Here is a 24004-nt window from a genome sequence, read left to right on the forward strand (position 1 = left end):
GGTCAATGATGAACAACCGTAGAACATATTTGCCATGCTCGTCACAGTGCTCGTATCAAAGTTGCCAAGGTCTATGCTGGTTAATTTTGAACAATTGTAGAACATACTTTTCATGTCCGTCACAGTGCTCGTATCAAAGTTGCCAAGGTCTATGCTGGTTAATTTTGAACAATTGTAGAACATACTTGTCATGTCCGTCACAGTGCTCGTATCGAGTATCCCCATCCCTGTAATAGTGGTCAATCTACCAAGACCCGAAAAAATATATGTACTATCTACCGGAAATTGAATCAATCCAGATCCATCACCTGCAATTGTCACAACCGTTCCTGTCAAATAAGCCATAACAGAACCATTTACATAAAATGACGCATCCCACGATTTGCTTTCTGCGCCGGTTGGTGTGTAACTGTCTACAATATTGATCTTTGTCACAGACGATTTTTCCGACGAATTCAATGTACTGCTCCATGACTTTGACAGCATCGGCAATCCAAGATAATTGTACTGTGCATAACAGCTTGTATTTCCCACTATATTAGATGGACTTGGTGACCAGCCTTTAAATTCATACATCTCCGGATCATCCACGCCAGTTTTGGTCGGTGCCGTACCTGTGAATTTTGCACTCCCACCATATGGCACATTGTTCACTGTCTGTAACAGAGTCGTACCATTGTAAAAATACACCATATATTTTCGCACCGTTGCCGTAAATGCCGCATAGACATTCCGATCTGCTGTCACCGCCTTGATTGCGTTGGAATCTGCCGCACCTCCGACTTTCTTACTCCATCCAGCAAATGCGTAAGTATACTGCGCCGTGCTTGGCTTGCTTGGCGTACTTCCACCGTAGGTGCCATCTGCGCCATCCACAATAGCCTGCGTGTACAGGAGCGTACTTCCGTCCTCACTATAGAAGTACAGATTACTGGTTACGTGCTGATACATGACCTTAATGTCCGGATACTTTCCTGCGATCTCGGCCAGTTGTGCACCCGTGACTGTATCCACGCTTATCGTTCCGCTTACCTGTGCCTTTTCCGTGTTGTTTCCGGACTCATCCAGCCCGCGCATGGTATCCAATAGCGCAATCATCTCCATCAGAGCATCTGCGGTGCCAACCTCCCAGTTAATGCCAATAAGCCTTACCCTGCTGTTCGCCGCTATCGCCTGCAAAATTTCCTTGCTGTTCACTACGCTGCTCACATGTTCCAAACGTAATGTTGATATATTGCTGTAAGACGGAATGGATACTTCCTGCAGGCTCATCTGATTACGGATAGTAAGGTTTGTAACTGTAGTTGGCAGGTGCAAGGTTTTTAGGATTCCACCGACCGGCAGGAGTAATCCGGTAATCCCTGTCCCATCGAAGTACGCATGCTCCAGATTGCTGCATCCGGATACGTCCACCGCCTGCGTTAGATTCGGACAGTTTCGGACATCCAATGTCCGGAGCAATACATTTTTTCCAAGATGCAGATCCGTAAGATTTGTATTGCTGTATGTATCACTGGAATCTCCCAATTTCAGTGACTGTAGTTTCGTTGCGAGGGAAAACTCCGCATACCCGACCATCAGACCTGATAGATCTCCCACATCCTTTAACTGGCTGGCACTGTAGATGTATATTTCAGTATCATTTACATTATCGAGCGGACACTCCAGTAAATAACTGTTCCCTCTTAACGCACGCTTCTGCACCAGATAAGAACCATACTTTACCGTCGCATAAATATCTGCATAAGGCGTTACCGTTATGTCATCCTTAGCATACCCACGAACCGTTATAACATCGGATAATGCGTCCCCTGCATTGTACTTACTATCCAGATATCGGAACCGGTTATACAGCCACCACTTGCGCTGCTCTGCCTTACTGCCCTGCAGCATGGACAGGTACGCACCGCTGTTGTCCTCGATCAGCGGCGCAAGGTATTTGAAATACGCGTCCTCGTTAAAGATTGCCTCCGGCCATTTGCCCTGATGATCTTCAAAACGCTGCTCTGTATCCGCATAGGACAACTTTCCCTTTGACCGAAGTTCCTGATACATAGCTTTTATATCGTCCATATAGGCATCCCTTAGATTCATCCACAGTACAGAGTGCTGTCCGTTGTATACGTCAGCACCGGCTACCGTATCGATGTCTTCCAATTCATAGCTGAATGCCAGCGCACCCTCATTGTTAATTCCGATCGCCGTATCAAAATCGTACGGCAGGAAACACCATTTATCACTCATTTGCCTCACCTCCTGTGAATACCGTCGGGAACATATTCTTTGCTCTGGAATCTACCATTAAGAATAGTTCTGTAAAAAGATAATAAAAAAGAGCACTATCCAGTTCGATATGCTCTGTAAATTCCGTTTTGAATTTTGCAAGCCGGTATTCCGCCGTATCCGTTGTGTATGTTGTGCCGCCAAATGTAACTGGCTCTGGCAGTGCTGCGCCGGTCGCTTTCTCCTGATCCGTGCTTACCAGCCATTCTGCAAGAGTACTTAATCTGGTTGATTCTGCATATTCCTCCGGATACCTTGCCTCGAAGTCATTCTTCCATGCATCTCCTGAATAATCTGCAGACTTAAACAATACCCTGTCGCTGGTATTGTTTAGAACTTCCCATGATTCATCTCCTTCTGCAAAACCGTACACTTCCGGTGTACCCTTGTCATTGTTAAAGTTATACTTTCCGAGAAATTCCGTGGACGTACCATTGTACCAGAAGATAACGATTGGAAAGCCATCAATCCCTTGGCGGATATTCGGGTTATTTACCTGCGGAGGCGTTTTGTATGGGCAGGCATCGTTGTAGATTCCTACCAGTTCCACATTGTTGGCACCCTCTGAACTGGCCACATCCGCCTTGTATGTAAATGTGCTGGTCCCGATTGCATCCTCACGGATTTTATAGACCTTCACTGTAGTCCCATCAGTCAAGATAAATCCGCCTTTAAACTTAATCTTATAGTTTTTGCGGGCGTAATACTGTGATGATGTACCTTGGACGTCAATCTGAGCATTTTCGAATCTGAAATTTCGATCCGGATGCAGAGGATCTACGTAGTATCCGCTGACAATCTTTTTATCCCCTTTGTACTGCGGCAGCTCCGCTCCTTCCAATACCAGATACGGAAGGTCTTTGGGCAGCTGCGGGATCACGATCTGTCCGTAAGCATCAAACACGTGGTTATGATTGTACCGACTTAGCATGTCATCCACGTTCTGGGTGTCCGCGATCCAGTTGTCCAGGACCTGAAATCTCGTCAGATCATTTTCGTATACGCGAACACAATACAGGTCTATGGTGCAATCGTTAGAACCGACAGAGATTCCTAGCGGAGCCGCCTGAGAGAAATCATCGTCCTGCGGATACTGTACTGTACCAGACATAATTCCATTGATATAGCAGTACACCAGTCTGTTCTCTGCTCTTTTTTCCACAACAAAAGAAATACGTACATGTTCCTCTTCTTTATACTGTGTTCCAATTTCGGACTGCTCGGATTTCAAGATTGCTTTTTGCGCTGTAATTTCGATTCCTTTTCCGCCGGATATGCAGGACAAGATCACTGTATCGTAATCCATTACATCTTTCGTGGCAAATTCAAGTTCAATTGTCTTGCCACGAGTTCTAAAATCCTGCTCAAAGGCCTTGTATGGTATCACGAGTCTCGCGTCACCAGCAACCCGAAGTACTGTGTTATTATCGGCATCCAGCTGCCAACCATCCGATGAAAAATTAAATCCGGTGAACACAGCCTGGATGTCTCCATAGCTCCATGTTCCCGGATTCTCCTCATTGTTGCTTCTTCCATAGCTGCTCAAGTGAAGTGACAGGTCCTGCGTCTCCGCCCCAATATCCATATTGCTCTCCGTTACCGTTAGAGAGAACGTCTTGCTTATCTCCCCACAGGTGATTGCAAGTTCCAGATTCCCGATCTTATCCGCCCGATACGTCCATGTCTGCTTTGTACGATCAACAGTCAGGGCCGCCACATGCACATCATTTGCTGTAAGCAAGATATCTGCAGTCATACTCTCCGGATTATACACAAAGTACGGAATGGCGATTGAAGTATACTGCCCTTCCACTGTCTTGTTATAGTCGCTCGTTATGATCGGCGCAGAATTGCCAGTCTCCACACAGATCAGCTCATAATACAGGTGATTGGATTCTACCGTGGATCCTCCTGCATCCGCTGTAAAATACACAAGAAACACGTGGCTCCCATGGCTCTGTGCAGGAATGGTATATGTCTGCTGTCTTCCACTGGAACTTGTGGATTCCGTCCCGATTTCATTACCGTCCAATACAAAATGCATGGTCTTTTCCACATTTCCGGTTGGAACATAGGTATACGGGATTGCTCCTGTGTATGGAATGCTCGCATCAAATGTGGATGCCAATGATACTTCCACCACCGATACACTGTAGTTAATAGATCTGCTGTTTCCATATACATCAGTCACACTTACCTTTATGCGGTTTGAACCTGCAGACAGATATTTCGACACCTCCACAGATGTATCTCCCTGCGAAACATCCTTTGTCATCTTCGCCAGACCGTTAATCGTAACTTTAAGCGTTCCATCTCCCGTTGGAAGATCTCCCTCGAGGCTTGTCCAAGTAAAGCAAATCTCACACTCTGCTCCGGACGCAATGGACTTACTCAGCCAGCCGCTGGTATTGGATACAGTCAGTATCGCATTGTTTCCTCCTGAGCCGCCTCCACCGCCAGTCCCTGAAAATGGACCGAGCGGTCCCGCTACAATCTCATCGTTTGATATCATGTAAAGATAGCCATCCTCCACGTATGCCCCGTCCACTTTTTCATCCACAACGATCTGCAGCGTGGTCATGTCGTTTTTCATGTTTTCCAATTCGGCATCGATCTGCCCAAGTACCTCGCCCTTTACGTTATCTAGATTTCGGTTCGTGGATGCCAGAGCAGACTTTAAATCCGATATATCTTTCTGGTTATACATGATTGACTTCTCATTTGTAACAATGCTTGCAGAATTACTGTTTACCGCACTTTGAATGCGTTCTGTGATAAGGGCCTGTTCCTCCTGGTAGGCTGCATTCTCGCTGCGGAGTATTGCAATATCCGCACTCGTCGCAATCAGGGCCACCTTTCCTGCGGCATAACAGTACCAGGCATTCCCCGTATCTGTTGCCACAGCAACTTCACCAGGAAGTAATTTAGATGGTACAAATTCCTCTTTCAGCCCCCGCCTTTGTCTGATTGCCATGAGCTATCCCTCCATCCTGGAATTTATATAGTCTTCAATAGCGGTGAGATGATTAGTCAACGTCGCATCTACTGCATAAAAGCTGTCTTTAGCATTTTCTTTTATAATATTTCCATTTTCATCTACTTCGTTATATGTAGCGGACACAGTCTTGGTACCATCCCTGTTAATCACCTGAAATGCTCTCAATATTTTCACTTTCAATTACCTCCATTTCCTCCATTTCCAAATCATAATCTTCTAGTTCCCTATCTAGCAGTGTTTGAATATCGTCATATTCATATTTTTCTTCACTTTTTTCGAGTTCCGCATCCTCTATCCGGTGATACTCATACCCTTTCTGAACAGCTTTTATCTCCCACGAAAATGCAAGATTTGGCGTACCCTTTACCACAAAAAACAGTGCGTCCTTTGCATGCACCCAGATATCACCCGGACCTTCTTTCTGCAGGAACACAGAATATTCAACACCGACGTTAATCGTCTCAGAAAAAATATCATCGATTGCAACATAACATAATCCGTCCTCACCAGTTATTCCTGTTCCAATATCTCCGAAAAATGGAGTCGGTGTCTCGTAACAGTACAATGTTCTTTTTCCAAAGTTCTTTGTATCCGCTATCCTGGACTTTGATCCTGTCGTAGCGAAAGTGCCATACACTTTCACCTCGCCGCTAACAAGATCAATTCCTAATCTAGTTGTAACATTTGATTGCACTATTTTCCCCAAAGATATATGTCCAATTCCACCGATTCTAAGGTCACCGTTATCTACATTTGACGGATACATCGGTTGGATTTTTCCAACATTTGTCCACGACTGCCATGAACCATTCTTTAGGATTGTGTAGAAATTCAGTTCGCTACTTCCAAGCCTACACGTATTTGTCATTGTATAGTTTCCACTCCAAGGTACATCCTCTATAGAATCAATACTTCCATCATCCAGTATTATCAGCGTGTTATTCGTGTTGTGAATCTTTGCTCCGGATATATCAGACCCTACAATCCGTGAGCCTTTTATTGTTCCATCCGTTACGTTAAGTCCGTCTTTATCGGCCCTAAGTATCTGTACATTTAATGCATTTAAAACTCGAAGAACACCATTTCCATTATTAGTACCTCCGAGCGTAAGAGTTCCGCCCTTCGCCCAGTCAAAGCTGATCCCGATTGCGGCAATTACATTCGCAACGATATTGGCATCTTTATCCATACCGCCAACATATGTTTTCCCGCCGTCACGGCTTATTAAAAAGCCATCGATGCTTTTTTTATAGATTATGGTGCTTTCCGACATCAGCGGTTTGTCATGCATATAATTTATGATGCTCCCATCGCTCTGTGTCTCGTTTGTTTCGTAGTATCCCATCGCATTAATCGCCAACTGATTCATCTGATTAACATACTGTGAATAAGCATCTAGTTTTTGCTGACTGTCCTTTTTAATATCTGCCACAATTCCATTTAGCTCCGCGTACCTGTCCGCGCTGTGCCTTGCCGCAGGTTCTGCATCACAGTTTATGGATGCATATCCACCCGTGCTATATGTAAGATTGGTCAGATAGGTACAATAGCTATTCCCCTTATGGTCTGTGATAATTGCAGCGTCTCCAGCCTCCCAGGAAGGATCACCAATCGCACTCGCAGTAAACGGCCGGAATCTCGTGCCTACGATTCTGCCTGCAAGATATTCAGCTACTTGCTTTGCCTTCCCCGCTTCGATCAGAGGATTTCTTGACACTTCCAGAATGTATCCTTCAGATCCACATAGATATGTCTCTCCATCATTTTTCTGCCCTGAGCTGTCCTGACTATCTGATGCTTTAACCCTGATACCCGTGATCACCACATCGTCCGTGTTCACCGATAGTCCGCTTAGACTATAAATATGATGATATGGCAGCCTATCCGTAAATGTACCACCATCCGCAGTGCCTCCGATGGAGTAATTTGTAAAATCTCCCCCAACCAGTTCTACGCCGGTCTGATAATTGTCAGCGGAAGTCTTGTCAAAAACACCTCCGTCAATTAATCCATCAAACGCCGCTGTATCGTACCATTTAAACTCCAGATTACCATCCGCATTACACCTGGCATAGCACCCTGCGATAAGAGCACAGTAACCAATAATTGCCCGATATGTAATACCACCTTCCCCGAAAGGATTATGCTCGATCGAGTAAGTATAATTCGGGAACTTACTATAGTACAGTTGCACACCACATTGCACACAACTGTATTGCACTATCGTCCGCAACGACGCCGGAAAACTTAGTCCTCCATCATAAGTCGTGTCAAATTTGCTCATGTTATCCAGGCATTCCAAAGTTAGAATAGATGGTGTGGCAGTCGGATCATCTGTATTGAACACACCTTTTTTCAGCCACTCAACCCTATCATTCAATTGTTTTCCGACCCAGACAGTAACCACTGCATTGGTAAAATCATAATCTGAAAACTCATCATATCTATTGTTTAAATTTAACGTAAGCTTGTTAGTAATAGCTGCTCCAATGTCAAATTTCCTTGATGTCGTCACTCCATCATCAATCTTCAAACCACCTTCAGAAACATGACTGGTATCAACTTCCAGTAGTGTTCCGTCTTTGAGCAGTAAGCTGGCTTTCTCAACGCATGTACTATTACGTTCAAGTGCCTGCTTAAATTCTGTACTTGTATTGATCAATGCCATCACCTCTCTATAATATCAAACGTAACCTGCGTGTATCGTTTGTACCGCGCCGCCCAAGCTCGTATAGGTGCCGATCTATCGCCGGCATAAAATTCTCTGGTTTCATTCATGCCGCTCATTGCATCCGGGTAGGTAACCATAAAATACTCTGGATTAAACGCCTGCAAAATAGCTGCGGTTTCAGCAGGCGTAGGATTATTCCATGCTATTTTTAGTTTTCGCTTTTGTCCCACTCTGTTTTTATGCATAATCAGGTCATCTGTTCTTCCAGAATCTGACGCAGAAATGTCCTGCAGCCCCCATTCAAAAACAGACGGATCCTTCAAAGAAGATCCGTCCACCAAAATCATTGACATATTATCCTATCACCTCCTACACCGTAACCACAGCCTCATACCTTCTGTCCGCTTTTTCTTTTCCTCTACGTACAAATTTGTAGAGTGACTCTGAATCCGCAATGATGGTTAACTCAATTACCGGCTCTTTCCCAGATCCTGAATCACTCCCGCGGAATAACATCATTGCTTCTACGACTGCATCATAGACACCTGATTTAATACCATCCACAATTTGATCATTGTTTGCGACTGCCGATCGGTTTCCCATTCGTCCAACCAACTCAGGACCACTCTCGCGTGCCATAAACATTTCACCAGCAGATGGAAATCCGCCTTTTGCATACCAGCTCAGGTTGAAGTTCGGGACGCTAAAGCTAAAACTCCCAAGATTAATGCTGCTCCAGTCCCAGCCAATATGTGGCATTGGAATGTGAACAGACGCAAACCCTCTTGCGAAAGAGTTCATTACACCTGCACCGATGTCCCAGAGACTTCCGATTCCTCCTGAAATCAGATTTGGGATTCCTGATACTGCAGATTTAATAGCATTCCTGCTGCTCTCATACCCGGCCTTAATTCCGGCAGATATGTCAGATCCTTTATCCTTTACCTTATTCGACACATCACCGATTGAAGAGAACACATCATCTTTCATTTTTTCAACATTCGACAGGAAGCCTCGCTGCTTGCTTTCCTCATATCCGGATTGTACGCCTGAGACGATGCTCTGCCCCTTTGCTTTCACCTTTCCTGCCACATCTCCAACAGATTTAAATGTCTCGTCTTTCAGATTTCTAAGTTTTGAGAAAAACTTACTGTCTTTAACTGATTCATAACCGTTCTTGATTCCTTCAATTGCGTCCTTACCTTTTCCTGTCAGCCATTCTTTTACGTTTCCCATGGCTTCTTTCACTTTTTCCGGGAGTTCCGAGAACCAGGTAAGAACATCTTCAATTTTTTCTATTAGTCCACCGAAAAGCCCATCGATCATGTATCCGCCAATCTCTGCCATAACTGTAGACGGGCTGTGGATTCCAAAAGCTTCAGTAATCCCCTCATATATTGGCATAAATACATTGTCATATATCCATGCTCCAATGCCGATAATGGCATCTCCGATTCCTTTTAGTATTCCAAGTACGATATTCCCACCGCACTCCTCTATCTTCTCCTGAAAGTATTCTTTTGCTGCAACTACGGCGTCGCCTAACAGCCCACCAAGAAATGCCGCCAGACCCCCAAGTGCTGCGCCAATTAACTCGAATAGTTTATTTGCTATTCCTGTCCAGTCAACATTTTCAAGCGCAGTCTTTACGCTTTCGCCGACCTGATGCCAGTCTGTGTTTTCAATCCAGTGAATCAATGTGTCAAGCAATCCTTTTACAAAATCTGATACGGCTTTCCCTAGTTTTTCCCAATCATAGGTTGCAAATAGACCATTGACTGCATCTGCAATGGAATCACCCAGTTTTTTCCAGTCAAATTCCGTAACTGCAGTGTAGAATATTTCCAATTTTGCATTAAAAAACTCGGCAATTGTTTGTCCGACCTTATTCCAATCAGCTGTCCAGAGGAATGTATTAAGAGTTTCAATAATTCCGGATACAACATTGTGAATCGTCTCTTTGATCAACGTCCAGTCCAACCCATTCATAGCCCCGTTGATACCATCGCCTGCAGCTTTTCCAAGCGAATCCCAATGGAAGTTCTGTGCAAACGTATCCGCTGCCATGAACACGGTATTTACACCTTGTGCAAGCGTATTTCCCACTAGCCCCCAATCAACTGTTTCGATAAAACCGTTTAGGAATGTAGCTATGCTTTTTGCAATTCTACCTGTGGTCTCCTGGATCTTTGACCACGGAATGCTCTCAAGTGCTTTGTTTAACTTCTCCCCGACTAACGCCCCGATTTCTGTAAAGTCTGCATTCTTCCATGCATCTTTGATCATCTGGGCCAACCGGTTCACTCCCTCACCAATCTGCACAGTGTCGAACATATCTGCAGGAGTCAGACCGCCCGGAGTGCTGGTAGCTGTGTCTGTACCGTCATCGGAGGTATTGTCATCCAGCTTATTGATCTCATCAAATCCCAGAAGTGTACGCTGCAATTCTTTTTGTGCTTTATTTGCGTCCTTTGCATTGCTGGAGCTGTCCGCCAGGCTCGCCGCATAATCCTGCGTAACCTTTGTTGCCTGCACAGCAGACTTCTGGCCGGTCAGCGCACTGAAGAGCTGGCCAACTGAATTTACTGCTCCTGTGACCATTTGTATAAAATTGTTCAGTATCGGTGCTACTACATTCAGTATTGGTGCAAATGCTACAGCAAGTGCATTTTTTAGTTGTGTCAGAGAAGACATCAGCATGGACAGGCTGCCGTTTGTGCTCTGACTGTACTGCGCAAGATTCTGGAAACCTTCCTTTGCCCCGTCTATTGCTCCACGTAGGACGAAACTCGCAAACATAAAACGGGCAGTCATTCCCAAGGTCCGGAATATACCACCCATTTTTCGTCCTGATTGCCCCGTTTTATTAAATGCCCCCGATAATTTTGATATACTGGGGACTCCATTTGCAAACTTTTTTATGAGAGCACTGAATGCACCACCTGCCGATTTAATAGCAGGAGTCACTTTCTTGAACACTGACTGCAGTCCTCCAAGAGCCTTTGATCCAATACTTCCAGCAATGTTCTTAAACCCCGTAAACTGCAGATCTTTTCCGGACATTTTTAATCTCATCATCGTACCTTCAAATGATTCTACCCTTCTCTTGGCTGTATTTATCTCCACATCCAACGCTTTCCACTCGTCGGAGCTATGCTTAACACCAGATGCACTCATATCACGCTGTTTCTGTTCTAATCCGGACAATGCCTTTTCTGCACGCTGTATGTCTGATTCTACCTGTTTGTATTCATCCGTATATGTCTTTATCCCGGCATTGACCTGCATACTCTTTACCGCATCACTCGCATTATTGGCCAGCGCATTCCCCAGTCCCTCCTGAGCAAAACCTGCTTTCTCGCGAAACGATGCAACCATCTGTTTGATGTTATTCTGAAACCTTTTTATCTTTGCAAGAGCGGAGTTGTCTGTCATTCCGGAAAATGGACTTTTAATCCTCTCCATATCCTTATTGATAGACTCGGTCATCTTTTTTGTTTCATTTTTCGCCTGATCAGCAATTTTCTTATATGGTTCGGCATTTCCTTTGATCACGACTTCCAGATTTTTTAATGTATCTCCCATAATTCACCTCCTCCCGTTTCCATACGATTTTAAAATTCCCTTCTTGCACGATTAATTTCTGACGCAAACTTCCGTCTGGAATTTTTACATGCCTCAAGATCCTCGATTTCTTTCAATTCCACATATGCCTTCTCTTCTTCCGTGAACAATGCAGGGTAATATTCCCAGACATGAGGAAGCTCCGCATCGTCCTTTCGAAACATATACCTGGTCTGTACTTCGGCCATTACAAAATCATGAACAATACTCCGTTTTATATGTGCCTCTTGCCTCCTGTAATATGCCTCCATGAGGTCATACACTTCCATCGGAGAATATTCCCAGTATTCCTGCGGACGTATTTTGCATTCCAGTGCCTTTTCGTACAGATCATATATCAGATCCGACGCACATTCTACAGCAGATCGTCCATGTCCTTCAGGCTCTCCATCATGGATTCCGCCTGTTTCTCCGTAAAAAAACCGGATACCGCAAGTGTTGGCATGACAACACCAGAATAAAAGGAAATCTGGTTTCCGCCTTCATCCGACCAGATATCGTACAATGTCTGAATATCCTGGTAGGACACACCATGCTCCCACGGAGCCATTGCGGCCTGCACAATGGTGAGCATCGTTGATAACGGCGGAATCCCGTTATCGGTCGTAAGATTCAAAATATTCACACGGTACTTTGTTTCCAACTTTTCAATCATCTTTGTTGTCAGTTTTAGTTGGTAATCTTTCTCGCCTACTTTCCAATAATGAAATGGTTTTCTTTTTTTCTTAGTTGCACGCATAGGCGTTACATTTTCACCATACGCAGTTTCGTTCATGTTCTCTTCTACTTCCTCATCGATTCCACCAAAGCTCATTTATCATACCTCCTGTTTTTCTTAAGCCGGATCAGTGACTGTAAGATCACTGCATATAGTAAGTGTCAGTTCAAACTCGATTACGCCATTCACACCGCCGCCGGTACGTTTTACTGCTGGCTGTGCATCAAAAACCGTTGTTGTTTTATCCTTCAACGTTTCTTGAAAAGATAAAATCTTTCCCGATTCCTGCGCCTTTCTCATTACGCGATATGGAGAATCAGCACTGGTATTGTCGTACTTGAATTTGTACACGACGTCCGGCAGATCCCCGATACCATTTTCATAGATCTTGTTCTTGTCCGTCAGTACAGTGTTTTCTACTTTCTCCGGCTCAACACCCATATCCGGAATCTCTTTCAATCCCGGCAAATCGGTATATGTCGTCCCGCCATTTTCCTTAAATCCTAATTTAGTTCCATTTGCTAACATAATAACCTCCTAATCTGTCCAAAAAACTTCATCGGACCCCATGTCAATGATCCCTTCATAAATCATTACCTTGTGTTTCAGTCCGGATGGGTCCGGCACATCCTTGCAGGATGTCCTTACCAGACCGATCCTCGACATTGCTTCATCTGTTTTTAATGCAGTATTTGATGTTGACGCGTTATCCCAGATGTCAATCCGGTACCTTACATATGATTTTGTCTCTCCTTCGCCCGTATGCTCATGTACCTTGTTTTCATCCTCAATATACTGCTGCGCCGGAAGATGTGCCCAATCTCTCGGGTACTGATCACTTACGTTTTCATTCACGTCTAACAATGCAGCATATACCTGATCTTTTACATTCTTCATAGCTTTTTCTTTACATCCTTTCTGATAATGTCGAGCACGTCATCCACATGATCTGCTAAAGCCGGATACATGAACGGATGCGCCGGCTGCCCTTCCGTATAACGGAAGGTCTTTTCATACTCTAAATATCCGTCCAATTTATGCGTGTATCGCGGCATATGATACATATCAGCTATTTCTCTATCGATTTCCCCATTCTGTGAACCCTCTGGTATCCACCATGGAGACTGCGTATAGGCAACAGCCACATCGGGAGAAATCCCGGCATGGTTTTCCTGCCCCTTCGGTCCTGTGCCAAATTCCACGTAGATCCCGTATTCCTTATTCGTGTAACATGTTCCAACGACATAGTCACCTTTCCGTTCTACATCTGTAGCAATCGACTCTCTTAAATCGCCATATACTTTAGGGCATTCTCCTTTTGCCGCCTCCTGTACAAAACTAATCGCATCTGATATTGCATCCTTCATCTCATATTCGGATAGTTTTGCAAACTCTGCGTTCAGTTCCTTTTCGCCAATGATCATATCTTTTCCACCTCGATAGTAAGATGACTATAAGGATAAATCGCAATCACTTTGTAGTCCGGTTGGTCTGAATTGATACAGATACCGTCGTTCACAGTAATGGTCGGACCCTTTTCTACAGAATACATCAGTTTTCCGTTTTCCCCGGATATCTCCGAATACCTTCCATCTATTCTCAGATTTCGTATGTTTGGGACCCGATCACCATATTGTTCCGTCTGTACTTTTCCCCCAGCCGACCACATCTCCGCCGAAAAACAGGAAGGCTCCCCGTACTCTGTACACGTACCTCCCTCATTATCCCTTTTTATACCTGCGGACATATGCACGTATTTATGCAGTCTATTCTGCTTTAGTCTCATGTACTTTTCCTCCGATTTTTGCGAGTCTATACTTATTCAGGATCTCATATATACTCTTCGGCGCAGATTCAAACGAATAGGATTCACCGGCCGCACTCCTGGAATCCTCTCCCTCGGTACCCCTTCGATTCAGTGCAATCACCGCAAGGTCACGCACCGTTTTGTCCAGTCCAGATGTGATCTTTTTCCGATTCGTATATGACAGTACAAAAGATTCTGCTTCTTCAAGCAAAAGAGAGAGCAATTCTTCATCACTCTCTCCCGTCAGTTTTTTCAATTTTTCAAGATCTGTCACTTAGATCACATCCTTTAATGCCGCAAGAAGTTCTTCTTTATTCAGGCTGGAATAGCCCTCCAATCCCTTTGATTTTGCAAACTCCTTCAGCTGCATAACAGTCAGATCTGTCAGGTTAGAAGGTGCATTGGATGATTGCTGCATCTCCACTTCTTCGCGGAGCGGTTTAAACCCCTCCGCTTTCAGTTTTGTCTCCTGCTCTGCCGTCTCAGCAATGCGCTCAACATTTTTTCTAATCATTCTCATGTTCTCCACCTCCATCAGGATTCGCTGCTGGTAGGTTTTGCATCCTTGATACTCAGGTATACACTGTCCAGCTTGTTGTCTAAAATCCAGATATCATGGAACCGGCGGTAATCCATCTGCCATGCATTCAACTTCTGGTTGATAGTTGGATCGAAGATACGCATGATATCCTGTTTTGTAACTGCAATTGGAGTCGTTCTCGGACATATAAAGAAATTTACATTCAGAGCACTCTTCCCCTTAACATATCCTCCGTCCGTCTGCCCCGTGGTCTTTCCATCATAAATCGTAACTGCGGTGTACATCCTGTTTGACGGAGTTGACACAATTGGCACACCGTCCACAGAAGGTACCTGCGTGTTAATACCACCCTTGCTGAAAGTCACTGCTGTAATCTTTCCAGCCAGTTCCATCTCCAGCTCCAGGATAAAATCAGGAGTCGCATGGCATACCAGAGGACCATTGTACAGCTCTCGTATTGCCTTAATGCCTTCTTTCATCTTCCTGAGTGCGGAAGTTCCAGTCGCACCAGGAGTGTACCCGTATGCCACCATGCCCGCTTTATTTGCGGTAATTGTCTCCGTAGCGATCTTAGAGATGCGGTATGCATCAATCTCCGGTGTCACATACATACGCTGGAACTCTCCCATAACCGCAGCGGCTGTAGTAACAAAATTGTTCTCGTTGATGTCCATTGGATCGAGCTGGAATTTTCGTCCTCTATCCTGCGTCATTGAACGAGTTTCGTAACTCAGCGTAACGCCGCCCTGTACGTATCCATTGTCACGGTCATAATCCCCCATTCCCTGTACAGTCATTTTCGGGATCTTAACCTCTGCTCCACCGTTATAAAGTACCTGCCCGGCGTTGGAATCCATCCATCCGGTAACTGCATCCTGAATTGCCACCTTATCCAGTGTGTTCTGGAACAGAGTAGCAGTTGCTAACGTATTAATTGCCATTTATTCTACCTTTCCTTTCTTATCTGACACCCATCATAAGTGCCTCTACTTGTTCTGCAAGAGCATCGTCCGCTGAGCCTGGTGCTGCCTTCGGCGGTTTTCCGCCTTTTAGCCGATCCTGCACAGCCGCTTCTACTGCTGTCTGAAATGCTTTCTCTACTGTTGCAATGGATTTACTGCATGAGTCAGCATCTGTATAATTTAAGACTTCTGCAAGCTCCACTGGTAACTTTTTCTCGGCTAGAGTATTCTTAGCCTCTGCCGTCAGCTCCTTGCGGGTCACCGCGGCTTCACGATCTGCCAGAGTCTTCTCTGCTTTTTGCTGCATATACTGAGCTTTCTCTTCCTTCGTCATCTTCGCCAATTTCTCAGCCTCCGACAATTTGTCATTTGTCAGCGCCTCCCATTTTGACTGTGCATTTGTCACAGCGGTGTTGATGGCCTGCTGCACTCTGCGATCAAACTCCGCCTGATTTCCATCACCCCTTAAAAAATCATCGAAAGATGGTGGTTCGCCCGCACTGCCACCGTCACCATTAGCATCTCCCGCTGTTCCATCGTCTCCGGCTCCACCGCCATTGCCATCTCCGGCCCCAGCGCCGTCTTTCTCCGCAAAGAACTGCAGGTTCATTGGCATCTTACACATACATCTTAAAAATTTGTTTTTCATTTTCCTATCCTTTCCGCCCAGTCTATTCGCTTCACGCGCCCGGACCATTCGTTATCAGAATTTTAGTTTTCGGTCATTTCGGACACAAAAATAGAACGCTTCACCCCGCGTTCCAGAGGGAGACAATGGACCACCTACCCTTTCTTTTCTTCATTTTTTGTACTCACAGCTGTTGCATATCCTGTTTTAATTAATTCTTTTGCCCTTGTGTCAGAGTATTCGTAACACTTCCCTGATTCCATCCGCTCCCCAGTGATCCGGTCGTTGAATTTGGTTACAACCTTGATTCTCATATTCATCCCTCCTTTCTCAAAAAAATTTGCACAAAAATACCATCAGCCGCAATGACCGATGGTATTAATCACTTATAACTTTTTCAATATCATTAATAGTTACAGAAATAGTCTCCCAGTCCTTGGGCGAACTCCCCACATCTACTATAAACTCTTTGTTATCAAATGCTTCCATAACATCTGCTTCCCTACCGTCTTTCAGTAGGACTCTATCAAATTCTTTTATTTCCATAACTGTCACACCTCCTTGATATAAGCACTTGACATGCTTGTAACTCCATTTGGTCTAACAATCCACCCCACTACAACATTGGTCGGATTTCCAGTCTTTCCAAACAGTATCATCTTTTGCTCATATCTATCTCCATATTCAGTATTATCCTTGTATGTAGCAGGATATTTTCTTGAATATTCAAGGATTTCTTTTCTAAAATCTTTCCAGCTATCCAGCCCGTATCCAAGCCTTTTTGTAATATTGGCCCCTTTGTTTAATCCTTCCGGATGATCTCCGCCAAATAAATACTTCTCAAACTTTGCATCAGCTGCAACCGCTGTATCTACATTTGGAAGTTTTAGTTCTGGATGGTCAATAAGCTTATTCTGTCGTTCATATGCAAGCTTTGTATATCTCCACTTCTCTGCTTCATTATACTTCATCTCTTGAAACTTATCCAGTGTACCTGGTATTTCTTTTCCAAGAATCTTCTTGTACCTCTCATACTGTGTACGGTCTGAAGAATGATTATTTATCTTTTTCTCCACATATTCCGTATCCTTGTTCCCTCTTACGTACTTATCATACCACTCTGCGTATTTCATGGTCATCGGTACCCGTATTATCTTTCCAGTCACCGGATCTCTCGTTGAGCGTTTTAATTTTGCAAGTAATTCCTCACTAATCACTGATATCGTAGTAGACCGGCACCATGGATGCATGGGTGGACAATTTACACCCGCAGCCCTTTCTTTCACAAGAAATATCTGTCCGTCAAGATCCCGACATACTTTTGATGTACGCAGATCCAGCGTGGCAAGATACAGATACTTCTCTATCCCGGCTTCTTCATACGCCTTGAAATTAAGCTCTGTTGCAATATAGTTGCTCTCCGTACGAACCAGACGCCTTGCCTGTGAAGCTCCCACCGCGTATTTGTTGCTTATGATCTGTGCAACCTCCCGGTTTGTCCTTCCCGTCACAAGATTTATAAGTAGCTCCTCCTTCACATCCTGCGCCAGTCCGCTTGTATTCTTCCATATTCTGGATGAATAGTTTTCACCAGACCATTTACTGTCAACCACACGATCAATCATCTTTTTATCGATGTGATTAAATGAGAAGGCTGCACCTGCTCGCTGCTGGATATCATAGATTCCACGATAATACGCTTCATTTGCGAGATCAACATAATGAGATGTGTTGAATGCTTTCTCCTGCTGGTATAAATTCGACATCACATAGTCAAGCTCATTCTGTACCTGTTTCAGCCTTTCAAGTCTCGCCTGAAACGCCGGTGCCTCCAACTGTGATAAGAGTTCGCTCTTATTTTTATCATGATCATCTGAACGTAGTTTCATGAGCAGTTCATCCAATGAGGCTTTATCCTGCATTGTGTTGATCAGCCTCATGGCCTCAGCAATGGATAGACCATGCTTTGTCTGGAACTTTTCAAATATCGTAACTGCACTGGAACTGATATATCTGGATGCTTTCAAATACAGCTTTCCTATTTCTTCCGCTGTGTCCTCGGCACTTTGCATATATTCATACATGTTCTGTACCTGACGCTGTTCCCAGTAACTAAGATTTACCATCTACATCGTCCTCTCCCGGCGGCGGCGGTGTATTTTCATTTCCAGACATTCCAAACACCTGCGCCTGCCGTTTGGCTGTCTCCTCTTCCTCCTTTTTCACAGCTTTCATTTCTTCCTCCGGATCATCCACGAATGGAATCTGAGAGAGTAATGTCTTACGGCTCACCTTCCCCCAAAGGTTTGCAACATACTGGCTTATTTCCAGGAGATTTTTCGGCATTGCCCTAGAAAACACCGGTGTGATGCCAGATATATCAACGATTACTCCCGATCTGGTGTTAAGGAAATTACTGAATATTCGCAGCCGCTTGCGCAGACCTTTTTTGTAGTACCTGGTTTTGATCTTAGTGATATTCTCCATCCCCAGCAGCTTAAATTCCATTGCTACACCCGAGACGTTCCCGCCAAAAGATTCATCTGTCATGCATGGAATGTGGCTGAACTTATGTATGTCCTGTTCAATTGCTTTTTTCAAGATTTCTACCCCCGACTCATCATATGTTCTGGTCAGGTATTCTGCATTTGATGCACCTGGCATTTCCAACAGCTTTTCTTTTTTCAGCTTTTTCATAGCCTCTTCGCTGCCTTTTCCATCCCCATACTCCTCTGCATCCTCATCACTTAGCAGAGTTCCGTAAATTGCCAGAATCGCATCAATGAACTGTTCTTTGTCCGTGATCCGGTCACTCATCAGCGCATTGTACGCATCAATCAGTGGTATCTGCAGCTCATAATCGCCAATTGCAAGCTTATTGTTCAGATATTCGATAACTGGCACCTCACCCTTAAAATGTGCCTCTGGTCCTTCCAGAATGCCCTGTGGTCCTTCAATATCCTCAATGTTTACAACATATTTGTAGTTCATAGTAAGGATCGTGGCCACATATACTGTATTCGTTTTATCTCTGGAATCCACCTTTGCATAATAATAGACACCAAAGAGTTCATTCTGCTCAATGGTGTCATCATAGACAATAAATGTATTTTCCGGTTTCAGATTCTTGATCTGTAAATCTGTTTCACTCTGCTTCGTATAGATGTATTCGTAAGCACGCCCATAAATTGATAGATCCAGTCCATTATCACCATCGGCCTCATCTGCTCCTGAGTTCTCCAGTGCATCAGTTAGAACCGTAATATCCTCTTTGGTCTTATAGGTCACCGGCTCTCCGATAAAATAGCTAGAGGCTGTGTCCGAGATATCCTTTGCATGGTTGCAGACCAGTCTGTTTTCCCGGTCTTTATCCTGTAGAATCTTGTGCTGACCTCCATAATAATCCAACAACTTCTTTAGTCGGGCAGTTCCTGCCCTGTGTTTCAGTATCAGATGACGGATGGCCTGCTTGTCTATATTCAGTTCATCAAATTCTTCTGTTGGAATCGTAAATACTTGCATGTTATCACCTCATCCCTGCTTTCGATTTGTTCTTAATCCTTGCCGTATTGCTATTCAAAATCGTATATACAAAGTAACGTACTGCGTCCATAGCATGATCATGCTCCTTCACCGGTTTGTCTTCCCCTCGTTCTGCCGCTTTTTCGTCCCAGATGTAGGATCCGAACTCCTTTATGGTGTTTGCGCAGGAATCTGAAAATATGATTTTATCCTGATTCAACTTCGTTCCCACTATTCGAATACCATCTTCCACATCATTCTTTGCTTTCAACACCTTGTATCCGCTCTTTCTCAATTCTGCAATAAATGAAGCTGCCGAAGGATCCACGATGACTGCTCTGATCTTAGTTCCATCCAGCCATTTTTCGAGATCATCTGCATATTCTGAATCTGTCTTCTGTTTCCCAGTATCTCTCCCCGAGTAGTAATACTCTCGGATGCAGTACCATATATTGTCAACACCTTTGTTCCAGAGCAGAAATGCTGTTGCATTCTGCGTGCCGTAATCACAGCTTACATATCTGTTCCCATCTACAAGCTTTCTGAAAAATTGTAAGATTGGATGCACATGGCGGTCCTGGTCAAACATATCGTAGATGATTCCCTCCGCCATGCACCATAACCCCTGTATGTATCTCTTATAAAACACTCCTGAGTACATGCTGCGGTAACGATCTTTGACCGATTCTGACAGACTAAGGTTGTCCTCCATGGTGAAATGAAGGTATAACAGATGCTTATCTTCCCGCTTGTCGATCCATTTTGCCTTAAACCAGTGATATGGTCCATCCGGATTACAGTTGAACCAGAATTTTGATCCCTCCACAGAGCACCGGCCTGTTGCCTGATTGACAAAGGACTCCGGCATCAATGCTACCTCATCAAAAAAGACCCCAGCCAGGGTAATACCCTGAATGAGATCCTGTGATCGTTCATCTTTTCCACCGAAAATGTAGAAATAATTCTCTGTTCCATTTCTGGTCACAACCAACAGATTGTCCGCTCTGTGATCCGTTATCTGATATCCCCTCGACCGGAGCATCAGCTTCAGCCAGAACAGGACATTCCTTCGAAAGCTCCCGATCGTCTTTCCACACATTCCAAAGTTCTGACCAGAGAAGCTGCTCATCGCCCACATAACAAATGACAAAGACATACAGAGCGTCTTTCCAGATCTGATTGCTCCATCTGCTATAATACCATCCATATCTTTGACTGGAGATGTCGGACACCACCAGTTGAGAACCTTGCGTTGCTTCTTCGAGAACGGCTTAAACTTGAATATCTGATTAATCCTCTTCATCGGCCCAATCCTCTGCTGCAGATCCTGATAGCGCATCAATGAAACCATCGTCTGCTGTTTCTTCGTTCTCGTTTGCCCTTGCCTTTTCTTCTTCCATTCCTGCTCTCGCTTCTTTGATTCTGGTGTCCGCTTCTACATTTTTCTGATCGGATTCTGTCCGGTCAGACTGCCCAGAATATCGAGCTATCGCTTCATAGGCTTTCACATTCCCCGCAAGTCCCTCTTTTATCATGGCCATGTTCAGAGCTGCTTCAAGTGTGCTGTCAACCCCAAGTGCCTCCAACACAGGTGTCCATTCAGGACTATCTATTTTTTCGGTAAGCAGCAGATTCAGCGTCTTCCTAAAATCAGCTTTCCTGCGCCTTGCCTCACCGGACGCCTTCCCACCGGCAATAGCAAGTTCCCGCCGTTCCTCCGCTGTTCGCTTATCAAATCCATAATCCTTTATGTTTTCATATCCTGCCATCACCTCACCTTCCTATCTGGCAATTTTGCGTATAAAAAAGACACCCATCTCTGGATGTCTATACCTGTCTGTTCTTTGGTTCCACCGCCTCTGATCTGACGTTGTGTGTCTGATTCTGGTTCTCTGGTTTTACCTTCTTGGTTATGCTGTTGAATTTGTTCAGGTTCTTCCGACGGTTTATCTGCTCCTGCTTCTTGTCCATGTTATCACCTCGAGGATAGTATGTACATTAAAGTGTTATTTATGCAACAAAAAACGCCCTGCCACACACAGGACGTTTTCTGTACATTACAATTGAGGGAGAAACTAAGAACAATTTCTAATCGTTCTAGTTTAATAATAACACATCAAAATGTGAATTGTGTGAAAGTTACACGTATTTGCAAATTCTTTTTGATATGCTGCTTCTCTCCAATCCCAGTTCGTCTGCAATCTCCTGTTGCTTCTTCCCCTCCAGAAATGACAACTCAAATATCTGCCGGTCTGTGCTGTCCGGGATCCCCGCGATAAACTCCTCGATCTCCCGTTGCATCCGCTCTGCCTCATCCAGCCGCAGCTCGTACAGCCGGATCCGCTTATTAATTTCGTCGGCCTCCCTGGGCTCGTCGGCCTTGACCGTCAGATGCTCCTCTATGTAGGGGAAGTCATCCCCAGAAGAAAAACCGGGATGTTTTCCCTCTGCTTGTACAACTTATCCAGTTTCGCGTTAATCTGCGGGATCTCGCCCAACAGGCTTTTGTATTGTTTCAGCGTTGACTTGTCCAATCGTGTCTACTCCCTTCCTGTCCAGATACTCCAGTACCGACATGGTCTCCATCCCGTTTTCAGTGCCTAGCTGCTCCGCCTGGTGCCGGAGAAGCCTGTGTATGTTTCTTATGTTGTTCACTCTCCTAAATTTCAGTTTAGTTATCCAGATATACTTGTCGAGTGACTATATTAGCATCAAAAACTTGCTTGCAAACTAACGCCCACGGATGCTCTGGATGATTCAATTCCATCCACCTTTGTGCTTCAAGTATACTTCTTGATTCGATAAATACTATTTCCGCATTTGTTCTCGGCTCACCTTTTTGGTTTTTGTGAAAATCATCTAAGTTGATTGCTAAAAATTCCATACTGTTTTTCCTCCTAAATTTCAGTTTATTTTATTCTTCTGTGTAACTATCACATAGTTCCGGAACACAAATCCATCCATTATCATCAAAATTGTAAATTGGACATTGTTCCATACTCTCTGGGTTTTTCCCACTTTCTTTGCACTTTGCTGTATCTGGTAGGCAATGTATATTCATTCCGCACTTTGTTTTTATATCCATCTTATCTACCTCTTTAGGTCTGTTTCCATGTTAATCATCTTTGTTCCACGGTGCATTACCGTAATACAAACAACACCTCATGCAAGTTTCGCACGGTTTCCCATCCACTTTTAATGTTTTAAGCCCGGCGCATCTATCGTCTTCATACCCCGGATGTTCGTACCTATGCGCCATGTAGCAATTATCAATACCTTGTTTAACCGTTATATGCATCCTGCACCTCCACTAAATCTGAATTTCAATTCAATTGAAATGTGATATTTACTTTCAATGTCCTTCCGTTAACATCAATTTCTAAGTCAACATTATCTGTATTGTTTTTTGCACATATATCTAATAAATCCGCAATATTGTGCATAAACCCTTCTGAAAATTCTTTTTCCATTATTCACACCTCTCAGTTTAATCAACTACAATATCAGTTTAATCAACTACAATATCAGTTTAATCAACTACAATTTCAGTTTAATTTACGATTTCAACTGTGATTTTAACTCTGTCACCACTTGGAAAATCGTACACATTAATGTACTTCTTTTTACTATTTTCCACCATATCCTTACAAATTTCTTTAATGTAATCGACCTCTGTTTCTTGTGTTTTCACACTTGTATTCGCTTTTTTACTCATTCCATCACTCTCCTAAATTTCAGTTTAATCCACTTCTTCAAAAGCAATTTGTATGTAGCTATCACCATCGGTTACATCAAATCGCTCATGTAATTCTGAATAGTTACTGATAATATACCCAGCCTTTCCTAACGCTTCTGAACAAATTTCCATAATTTTTTCTGTATCCATCTTCATATCTCCTTCTCTATGTTAAATCTGAATTTAACTTGTTCACAATTTGTCGGCAACTTGTTTTTATTCCCGTTTATCATCCTCGTCCTTACCTTCATACCACTCGATCCCGGCGGCCAGCACCATTCCGACCGCGAATCCCGCTATAAACCCAATAAATAAAAACCCGCACTCATACATCTTTGTTCTCCTTCTCCGCAGCAACTATTTTTACCAGCATATGCCGCTTCGCCTCCTCGATATCACCGTCGCAGTTATCTCTGGCATACTTTTCTATGTACTCCTGCATTTCGCGTTCAAACTCATTCATTTTTCTCCTCTTCCAGATAATAGTCCCGGCATCCGCCTCTGTAACAGTTCA

General features: G+C 44.1%; 30 protein-coding genes. All 30 read right to left on the bottom strand.

Annotated features, from left to right (window positions below; translation table 11 throughout):
- On the bottom strand, positions 1–2244 hold a 2244-nt coding region (locus tag BUB85_RS22040), incomplete at its 3' end, for a BspA family leucine-rich repeat surface protein (RefSeq protein WP_143160735.1).
- The gene (locus tag BUB85_RS13545; protein ID WP_073111416.1) at positions 2237–5257 is read right to left on the bottom strand and encodes a hypothetical protein; all 3021 of its coding nucleotides are present in this window, start codon (positions 5255–5257) and stop codon (positions 2237–2239) included. The genes BUB85_RS13545 and BUB85_RS22040, both read right to left, overlap by 8 nt.
- Before the next feature lie 3 nt (positions 5258–5260).
- Positions 5261–5455, bottom strand: coding sequence for a hypothetical protein (locus BUB85_RS13550; protein ID WP_073111418.1), 195 nt, complete (start codon positions 5453–5455; stop codon positions 5261–5263).
- Complete coding sequence (locus BUB85_RS13555; protein ID WP_143160733.1) at positions 5424–7943, bottom strand: hypothetical protein; 2520 nt, start codon at positions 7941–7943, stop codon at positions 5424–5426. The genes BUB85_RS13550 and BUB85_RS13555 overlap by 32 nt, the downstream gene beginning before the upstream one ends.
- A 5-nt stretch (positions 7944–7948) precedes the next feature.
- Positions 7949–8305, bottom strand: a complete 357-nt coding sequence (locus tag BUB85_RS13560; protein WP_073111422.1) for a DUF6711 family protein — start codon at positions 8303–8305, stop codon at positions 7949–7951.
- A 16-nt stretch (positions 8306–8321) separates the two neighbouring features.
- On the bottom strand, positions 8322–11537 hold the full coding sequence (locus BUB85_RS13565) for a phage tail protein (protein ID WP_073111424.1): 3216 nt from the start codon (positions 11535–11537) through the stop codon (positions 8322–8324).
- Between the two features lie 29 nt (positions 11538–11566).
- On the bottom strand, positions 11567–11845 hold the full coding sequence (locus BUB85_RS13570; RefSeq protein WP_073111426.1) for a hypothetical protein: 279 nt from the start codon (positions 11843–11845) through the stop codon (positions 11567–11569).
- An 86-nt stretch (positions 11846–11931) separates the two neighbouring features.
- The gene (locus BUB85_RS13575; RefSeq protein ID WP_084534052.1) at positions 11932–12390 is read right to left on the bottom strand and encodes a DUF6096 family protein; all 459 of its coding nucleotides are present in this window, start codon (positions 12388–12390) and stop codon (positions 11932–11934) included.
- Positions 12391–12411: 21 nt separating this feature from the next.
- Positions 12412–12822 carry a phage tail tube protein gene (locus tag BUB85_RS13580; protein ID WP_073111428.1) on the bottom strand — a complete coding sequence of 137 codons (411 nt, stop codon included), beginning with the start codon at positions 12820–12822 and terminating at the stop codon, positions 12412–12414.
- 9 nt (positions 12823–12831) lie between these two features.
- Positions 12832–13191 (bottom strand): hypothetical protein, encoded by a 360-nt coding sequence (locus BUB85_RS13585; RefSeq protein WP_073111430.1) that lies wholly within the window; start codon positions 13189–13191, stop codon positions 12832–12834.
- Positions 13188–13718, bottom strand: a complete 531-nt coding sequence (locus BUB85_RS13590; protein ID WP_073111432.1) for an HK97-gp10 family putative phage morphogenesis protein — start codon at positions 13716–13718, stop codon at positions 13188–13190. Before BUB85_RS13590 ends, BUB85_RS13585 begins: the two co-directional genes overlap by 4 nt.
- Positions 13715–14080 (bottom strand): hypothetical protein, encoded by a 366-nt coding sequence (locus tag BUB85_RS13595; RefSeq protein WP_073111434.1) that lies wholly within the window; start codon positions 14078–14080, stop codon positions 13715–13717. The genes BUB85_RS13590 and BUB85_RS13595 overlap by 4 nt, the downstream gene beginning before the upstream one ends.
- Positions 14061–14375, bottom strand: coding sequence for a phage head-tail connector protein (locus tag BUB85_RS13600; protein ID WP_073111436.1), 315 nt, complete (start codon positions 14373–14375; stop codon positions 14061–14063). The genes BUB85_RS13595 and BUB85_RS13600 overlap by 20 nt, the downstream gene beginning before the upstream one ends.
- A complete protein-coding gene (locus BUB85_RS13605; protein ID WP_073111464.1) occupies positions 14376–14621 on the bottom strand; it encodes a Rho termination factor N-terminal domain-containing protein in 246 nt (81 codons plus the stop codon).
- Positions 14622–14635: 14 nt separating this feature from the next.
- Positions 14636–15583, bottom strand: a complete 948-nt coding sequence (locus tag BUB85_RS13610) for a hypothetical protein (RefSeq protein WP_073111438.1) — start codon at positions 15581–15583, stop codon at positions 14636–14638.
- A 19-nt stretch (positions 15584–15602) separates the two neighbouring features.
- Positions 15603–16253, bottom strand: coding sequence for a DUF4355 domain-containing protein (locus BUB85_RS13615; RefSeq protein ID WP_073111439.1), 651 nt, complete (start codon positions 16251–16253; stop codon positions 15603–15605).
- A gap of 134 nt (positions 16254–16387) precedes the next feature.
- Positions 16388–16546, bottom strand: a complete 159-nt coding sequence (locus BUB85_RS21500; RefSeq protein WP_159434649.1) for a hypothetical protein — start codon at positions 16544–16546, stop codon at positions 16388–16390.
- A 64-nt stretch (positions 16547–16610) separates the two neighbouring features.
- On the bottom strand, positions 16611–16778 hold the full coding sequence (locus tag BUB85_RS21745; RefSeq protein WP_200803571.1) for a hypothetical protein: 168 nt from the start codon (positions 16776–16778) through the stop codon (positions 16611–16613).
- A 5-nt stretch (positions 16779–16783) separates the two neighbouring features.
- Positions 16784–18358, bottom strand: coding sequence for a minor capsid protein (locus BUB85_RS21000; protein WP_073111440.1), 1575 nt, complete (start codon positions 18356–18358; stop codon positions 16784–16786).
- Positions 18345–19754, bottom strand: a complete 1410-nt coding sequence (locus tag BUB85_RS13625) for a phage portal protein (protein WP_073111442.1) — start codon at positions 19752–19754, stop codon at positions 18345–18347. Before BUB85_RS13625 ends, BUB85_RS21000 begins: the two co-directional genes overlap by 14 nt.
- A 4-nt stretch (positions 19755–19758) precedes the next feature.
- Positions 19759–21057, bottom strand: a complete 1299-nt coding sequence (locus BUB85_RS13630; RefSeq protein WP_073111444.1) for a PBSX family phage terminase large subunit — start codon at positions 21055–21057, stop codon at positions 19759–19761.
- Entirely contained in the window at positions 21044–21523 is a 480-nt protein-coding gene (locus BUB85_RS21750; RefSeq protein ID WP_073111446.1) for a hypothetical protein, read from the bottom strand. Before BUB85_RS21750 ends, BUB85_RS13630 begins: the two co-directional genes overlap by 14 nt.
- A gap of 58 nt (positions 21524–21581) precedes the next feature.
- Positions 21582–21725, bottom strand: a complete 144-nt coding sequence (locus BUB85_RS21755) for a hypothetical protein (protein WP_200803572.1) — start codon at positions 21723–21725, stop codon at positions 21582–21584.
- Positions 21726–21893: 168 nt separating this feature from the next.
- Positions 21894–22055: a sigma factor-like helix-turn-helix DNA-binding protein gene (locus BUB85_RS22045; RefSeq protein WP_242945429.1), complete on the bottom strand. Its 162-nt coding sequence runs from the start codon at positions 22053–22055 to the stop codon at positions 21894–21896.
- A 370-nt stretch (positions 22056–22425) separates the two neighbouring features.
- On the bottom strand, positions 22426–22638 hold the full coding sequence (locus BUB85_RS13645; protein WP_073111448.1) for a hypothetical protein: 213 nt from the start codon (positions 22636–22638) through the stop codon (positions 22426–22428).
- A gap of 30 nt (positions 22639–22668) precedes the next feature.
- The gene (locus tag BUB85_RS21505; RefSeq protein WP_159434650.1) at positions 22669–22839 is read right to left on the bottom strand and encodes a hypothetical protein; all 171 of its coding nucleotides are present in this window, start codon (positions 22837–22839) and stop codon (positions 22669–22671) included.
- 238 nt (positions 22840–23077) lie between these two features.
- Positions 23078–23224: a hypothetical protein gene (locus BUB85_RS21760; protein ID WP_200803573.1), complete on the bottom strand. Its 147-nt coding sequence runs from the start codon at positions 23222–23224 to the stop codon at positions 23078–23080.
- An 80-nt stretch (positions 23225–23304) separates the two neighbouring features.
- On the bottom strand, positions 23305–23469 hold the full coding sequence (locus BUB85_RS21510) for a hypothetical protein (RefSeq protein WP_159434651.1): 165 nt from the start codon (positions 23467–23469) through the stop codon (positions 23305–23307).
- Between the two features lie 24 nt (positions 23470–23493).
- Positions 23494–23640 carry a hypothetical protein gene (locus BUB85_RS21515; protein WP_159434652.1) on the bottom strand — a complete coding sequence of 49 codons (147 nt, stop codon included), beginning with the start codon at positions 23638–23640 and terminating at the stop codon, positions 23494–23496.
- 175 nt (positions 23641–23815) lie between these two features.
- Positions 23816–23953 carry a hypothetical protein gene (locus BUB85_RS21520; protein WP_159434653.1) on the bottom strand — a complete coding sequence of 46 codons (138 nt, stop codon included), beginning with the start codon at positions 23951–23953 and terminating at the stop codon, positions 23816–23818.
- Positions 23954–24004: the final 51 nt, after the last annotated feature.

It is taken from the genome of Hespellia stercorisuis DSM 15480, assembly GCF_900142165.1.
GTDB classification, from domain to species: Bacteria; Bacillota; Clostridia; order Lachnospirales; family Lachnospiraceae; genus Hespellia; species Hespellia stercorisuis.

What these genes read in the sequence shown, in the direction of transcription:
- BUB85_RS21500 (WP_159434649.1), bottom strand. Translation starts at nt 16,546, where the DNA reads ATGAGAATCAAGGTTGTAACCAAATTCAACGACCGGATCACTGGGGAG.
- BUB85_RS13630 (WP_073111444.1), bottom strand. Translation starts at nt 21,057, where the DNA reads ATGAAGAGGATTAATCAGATATTCAAGTTTAAGCCGTTCTCGAAGAAG.
- BUB85_RS13570 (WP_073111426.1), bottom strand. Translation starts at nt 11,845, where the DNA reads ATGGAAGTGTATGACCTCATGGAGGCATATTACAGGAGGCAAGAGGCA.
- BUB85_RS22045 (WP_242945429.1), bottom strand. Translation starts at nt 22,055, where the DNA reads ATGCAACGGGAGATCGAGGAGTTTATCGCGGGGATCCCGGACAGCACA.
- BUB85_RS21750 (WP_073111446.1), bottom strand. Translation starts at nt 21,523, where the DNA reads ATGGCAGGATATGAAAACATAAAGGATTATGGATTTGATAAGCGAACA.
- BUB85_RS21515 (WP_159434652.1), bottom strand. Translation starts at nt 23,640, where the DNA reads ATGGATACAGAAAAAATTATGGAAATTTGTTCAGAAGCGTTAGGAAAG.
- BUB85_RS21510 (WP_159434651.1), bottom strand. Translation starts at nt 23,469, where the DNA reads ATGAGTAAAAAAGCGAATACAAGTGTGAAAACACAAGAAACAGAGGTC.
- BUB85_RS13565 (WP_073111424.1), bottom strand. Translation starts at nt 11,537, where the DNA reads ATGGGAGATACATTAAAAAATCTGGAAGTCGTGATCAAAGGAAATGCC.
- BUB85_RS13590 (WP_073111432.1), bottom strand. Translation starts at nt 13,718, where the DNA reads ATGATCATTGGCGAAAAGGAACTGAACGCAGAGTTTGCAAAACTATCC.
- BUB85_RS21745 (WP_200803571.1), bottom strand. Translation starts at nt 16,778, where the DNA reads ATGGAAATAAAAGAATTTGATAGAGTCCTACTGAAAGACGGTAGGGAA.
- BUB85_RS21505 (WP_159434650.1), bottom strand. Translation starts at nt 22,839, where the DNA reads ATGGATATAAAAACAAAGTGCGGAATGAATATACATTGCCTACCAGAT.
- BUB85_RS13615 (WP_073111439.1), bottom strand. Translation starts at nt 16,253, where the DNA reads ATGAAAAACAAATTTTTAAGATGTATGTGTAAGATGCCAATGAACCTG.
- BUB85_RS13595 (WP_073111434.1), bottom strand. Translation starts at nt 14,080, where the DNA reads ATGAGACTAAAGCAGAATAGACTGCATAAATACGTGCATATGTCCGCA.
- BUB85_RS13645 (WP_073111448.1), bottom strand. Translation starts at nt 22,638, where the DNA reads ATGGAATTTTTAGCAATCAACTTAGATGATTTTCACAAAAACCAAAAA.
- BUB85_RS13625 (WP_073111442.1), bottom strand. Translation starts at nt 19,754, where the DNA reads ATGCAAGTATTTACGATTCCAACAGAAGAATTTGATGAACTGAATATA.
- BUB85_RS21760 (WP_200803573.1), bottom strand. Translation starts at nt 23,224, where the DNA reads ATGGAAAAAGAATTTTCAGAAGGGTTTATGCACAATATTGCGGATTTA.
- BUB85_RS13605 (WP_073111464.1), bottom strand. Translation starts at nt 14,621, where the DNA reads ATGAGAATGATTAGAAAAAATGTTGAGCGCATTGCTGAGACGGCAGAG.
- BUB85_RS13580 (WP_073111428.1), bottom strand. Translation starts at nt 12,822, where the DNA reads ATGTTAGCAAATGGAACTAAATTAGGATTTAAGGAAAATGGCGGGACG.
- BUB85_RS13560 (WP_073111422.1), bottom strand. Translation starts at nt 8,305, where the DNA reads ATGTCAATGATTTTGGTGGACGGATCTTCTTTGAAGGATCCGTCTGTT.
- BUB85_RS13575 (WP_084534052.1), bottom strand. Translation starts at nt 12,390, where the DNA reads ATGAGCTTTGGTGGAATCGATGAGGAAGTAGAAGAGAACATGAACGAA.
- BUB85_RS13585 (WP_073111430.1), bottom strand. Translation starts at nt 13,191, where the DNA reads ATGAAGAATGTAAAAGATCAGGTATATGCTGCATTGTTAGACGTGAAT.
- BUB85_RS21520 (WP_159434653.1), bottom strand. Translation starts at nt 23,953, where the DNA reads ATGAATGAGTTTGAACGCGAAATGCAGGAGTACATAGAAAAGTATGCC.
- BUB85_RS21755 (WP_200803572.1), bottom strand. Translation starts at nt 21,725, where the DNA reads ATGGACAAGAAGCAGGAGCAGATAAACCGTCGGAAGAACCTGAACAAA.
- BUB85_RS21000 (WP_073111440.1), bottom strand. Translation starts at nt 18,358, where the DNA reads ATGGTAAATCTTAGTTACTGGGAACAGCGTCAGGTACAGAACATGTAT.
- BUB85_RS13610 (WP_073111438.1), bottom strand. Translation starts at nt 15,583, where the DNA reads ATGGCAATTAATACGTTAGCAACTGCTACTCTGTTCCAGAACACACTG.
- BUB85_RS13545 (WP_073111416.1), bottom strand. Translation starts at nt 5,257, where the DNA reads ATGGCAATCAGACAAAGGCGGGGGCTGAAAGAGGAATTTGTACCATCT.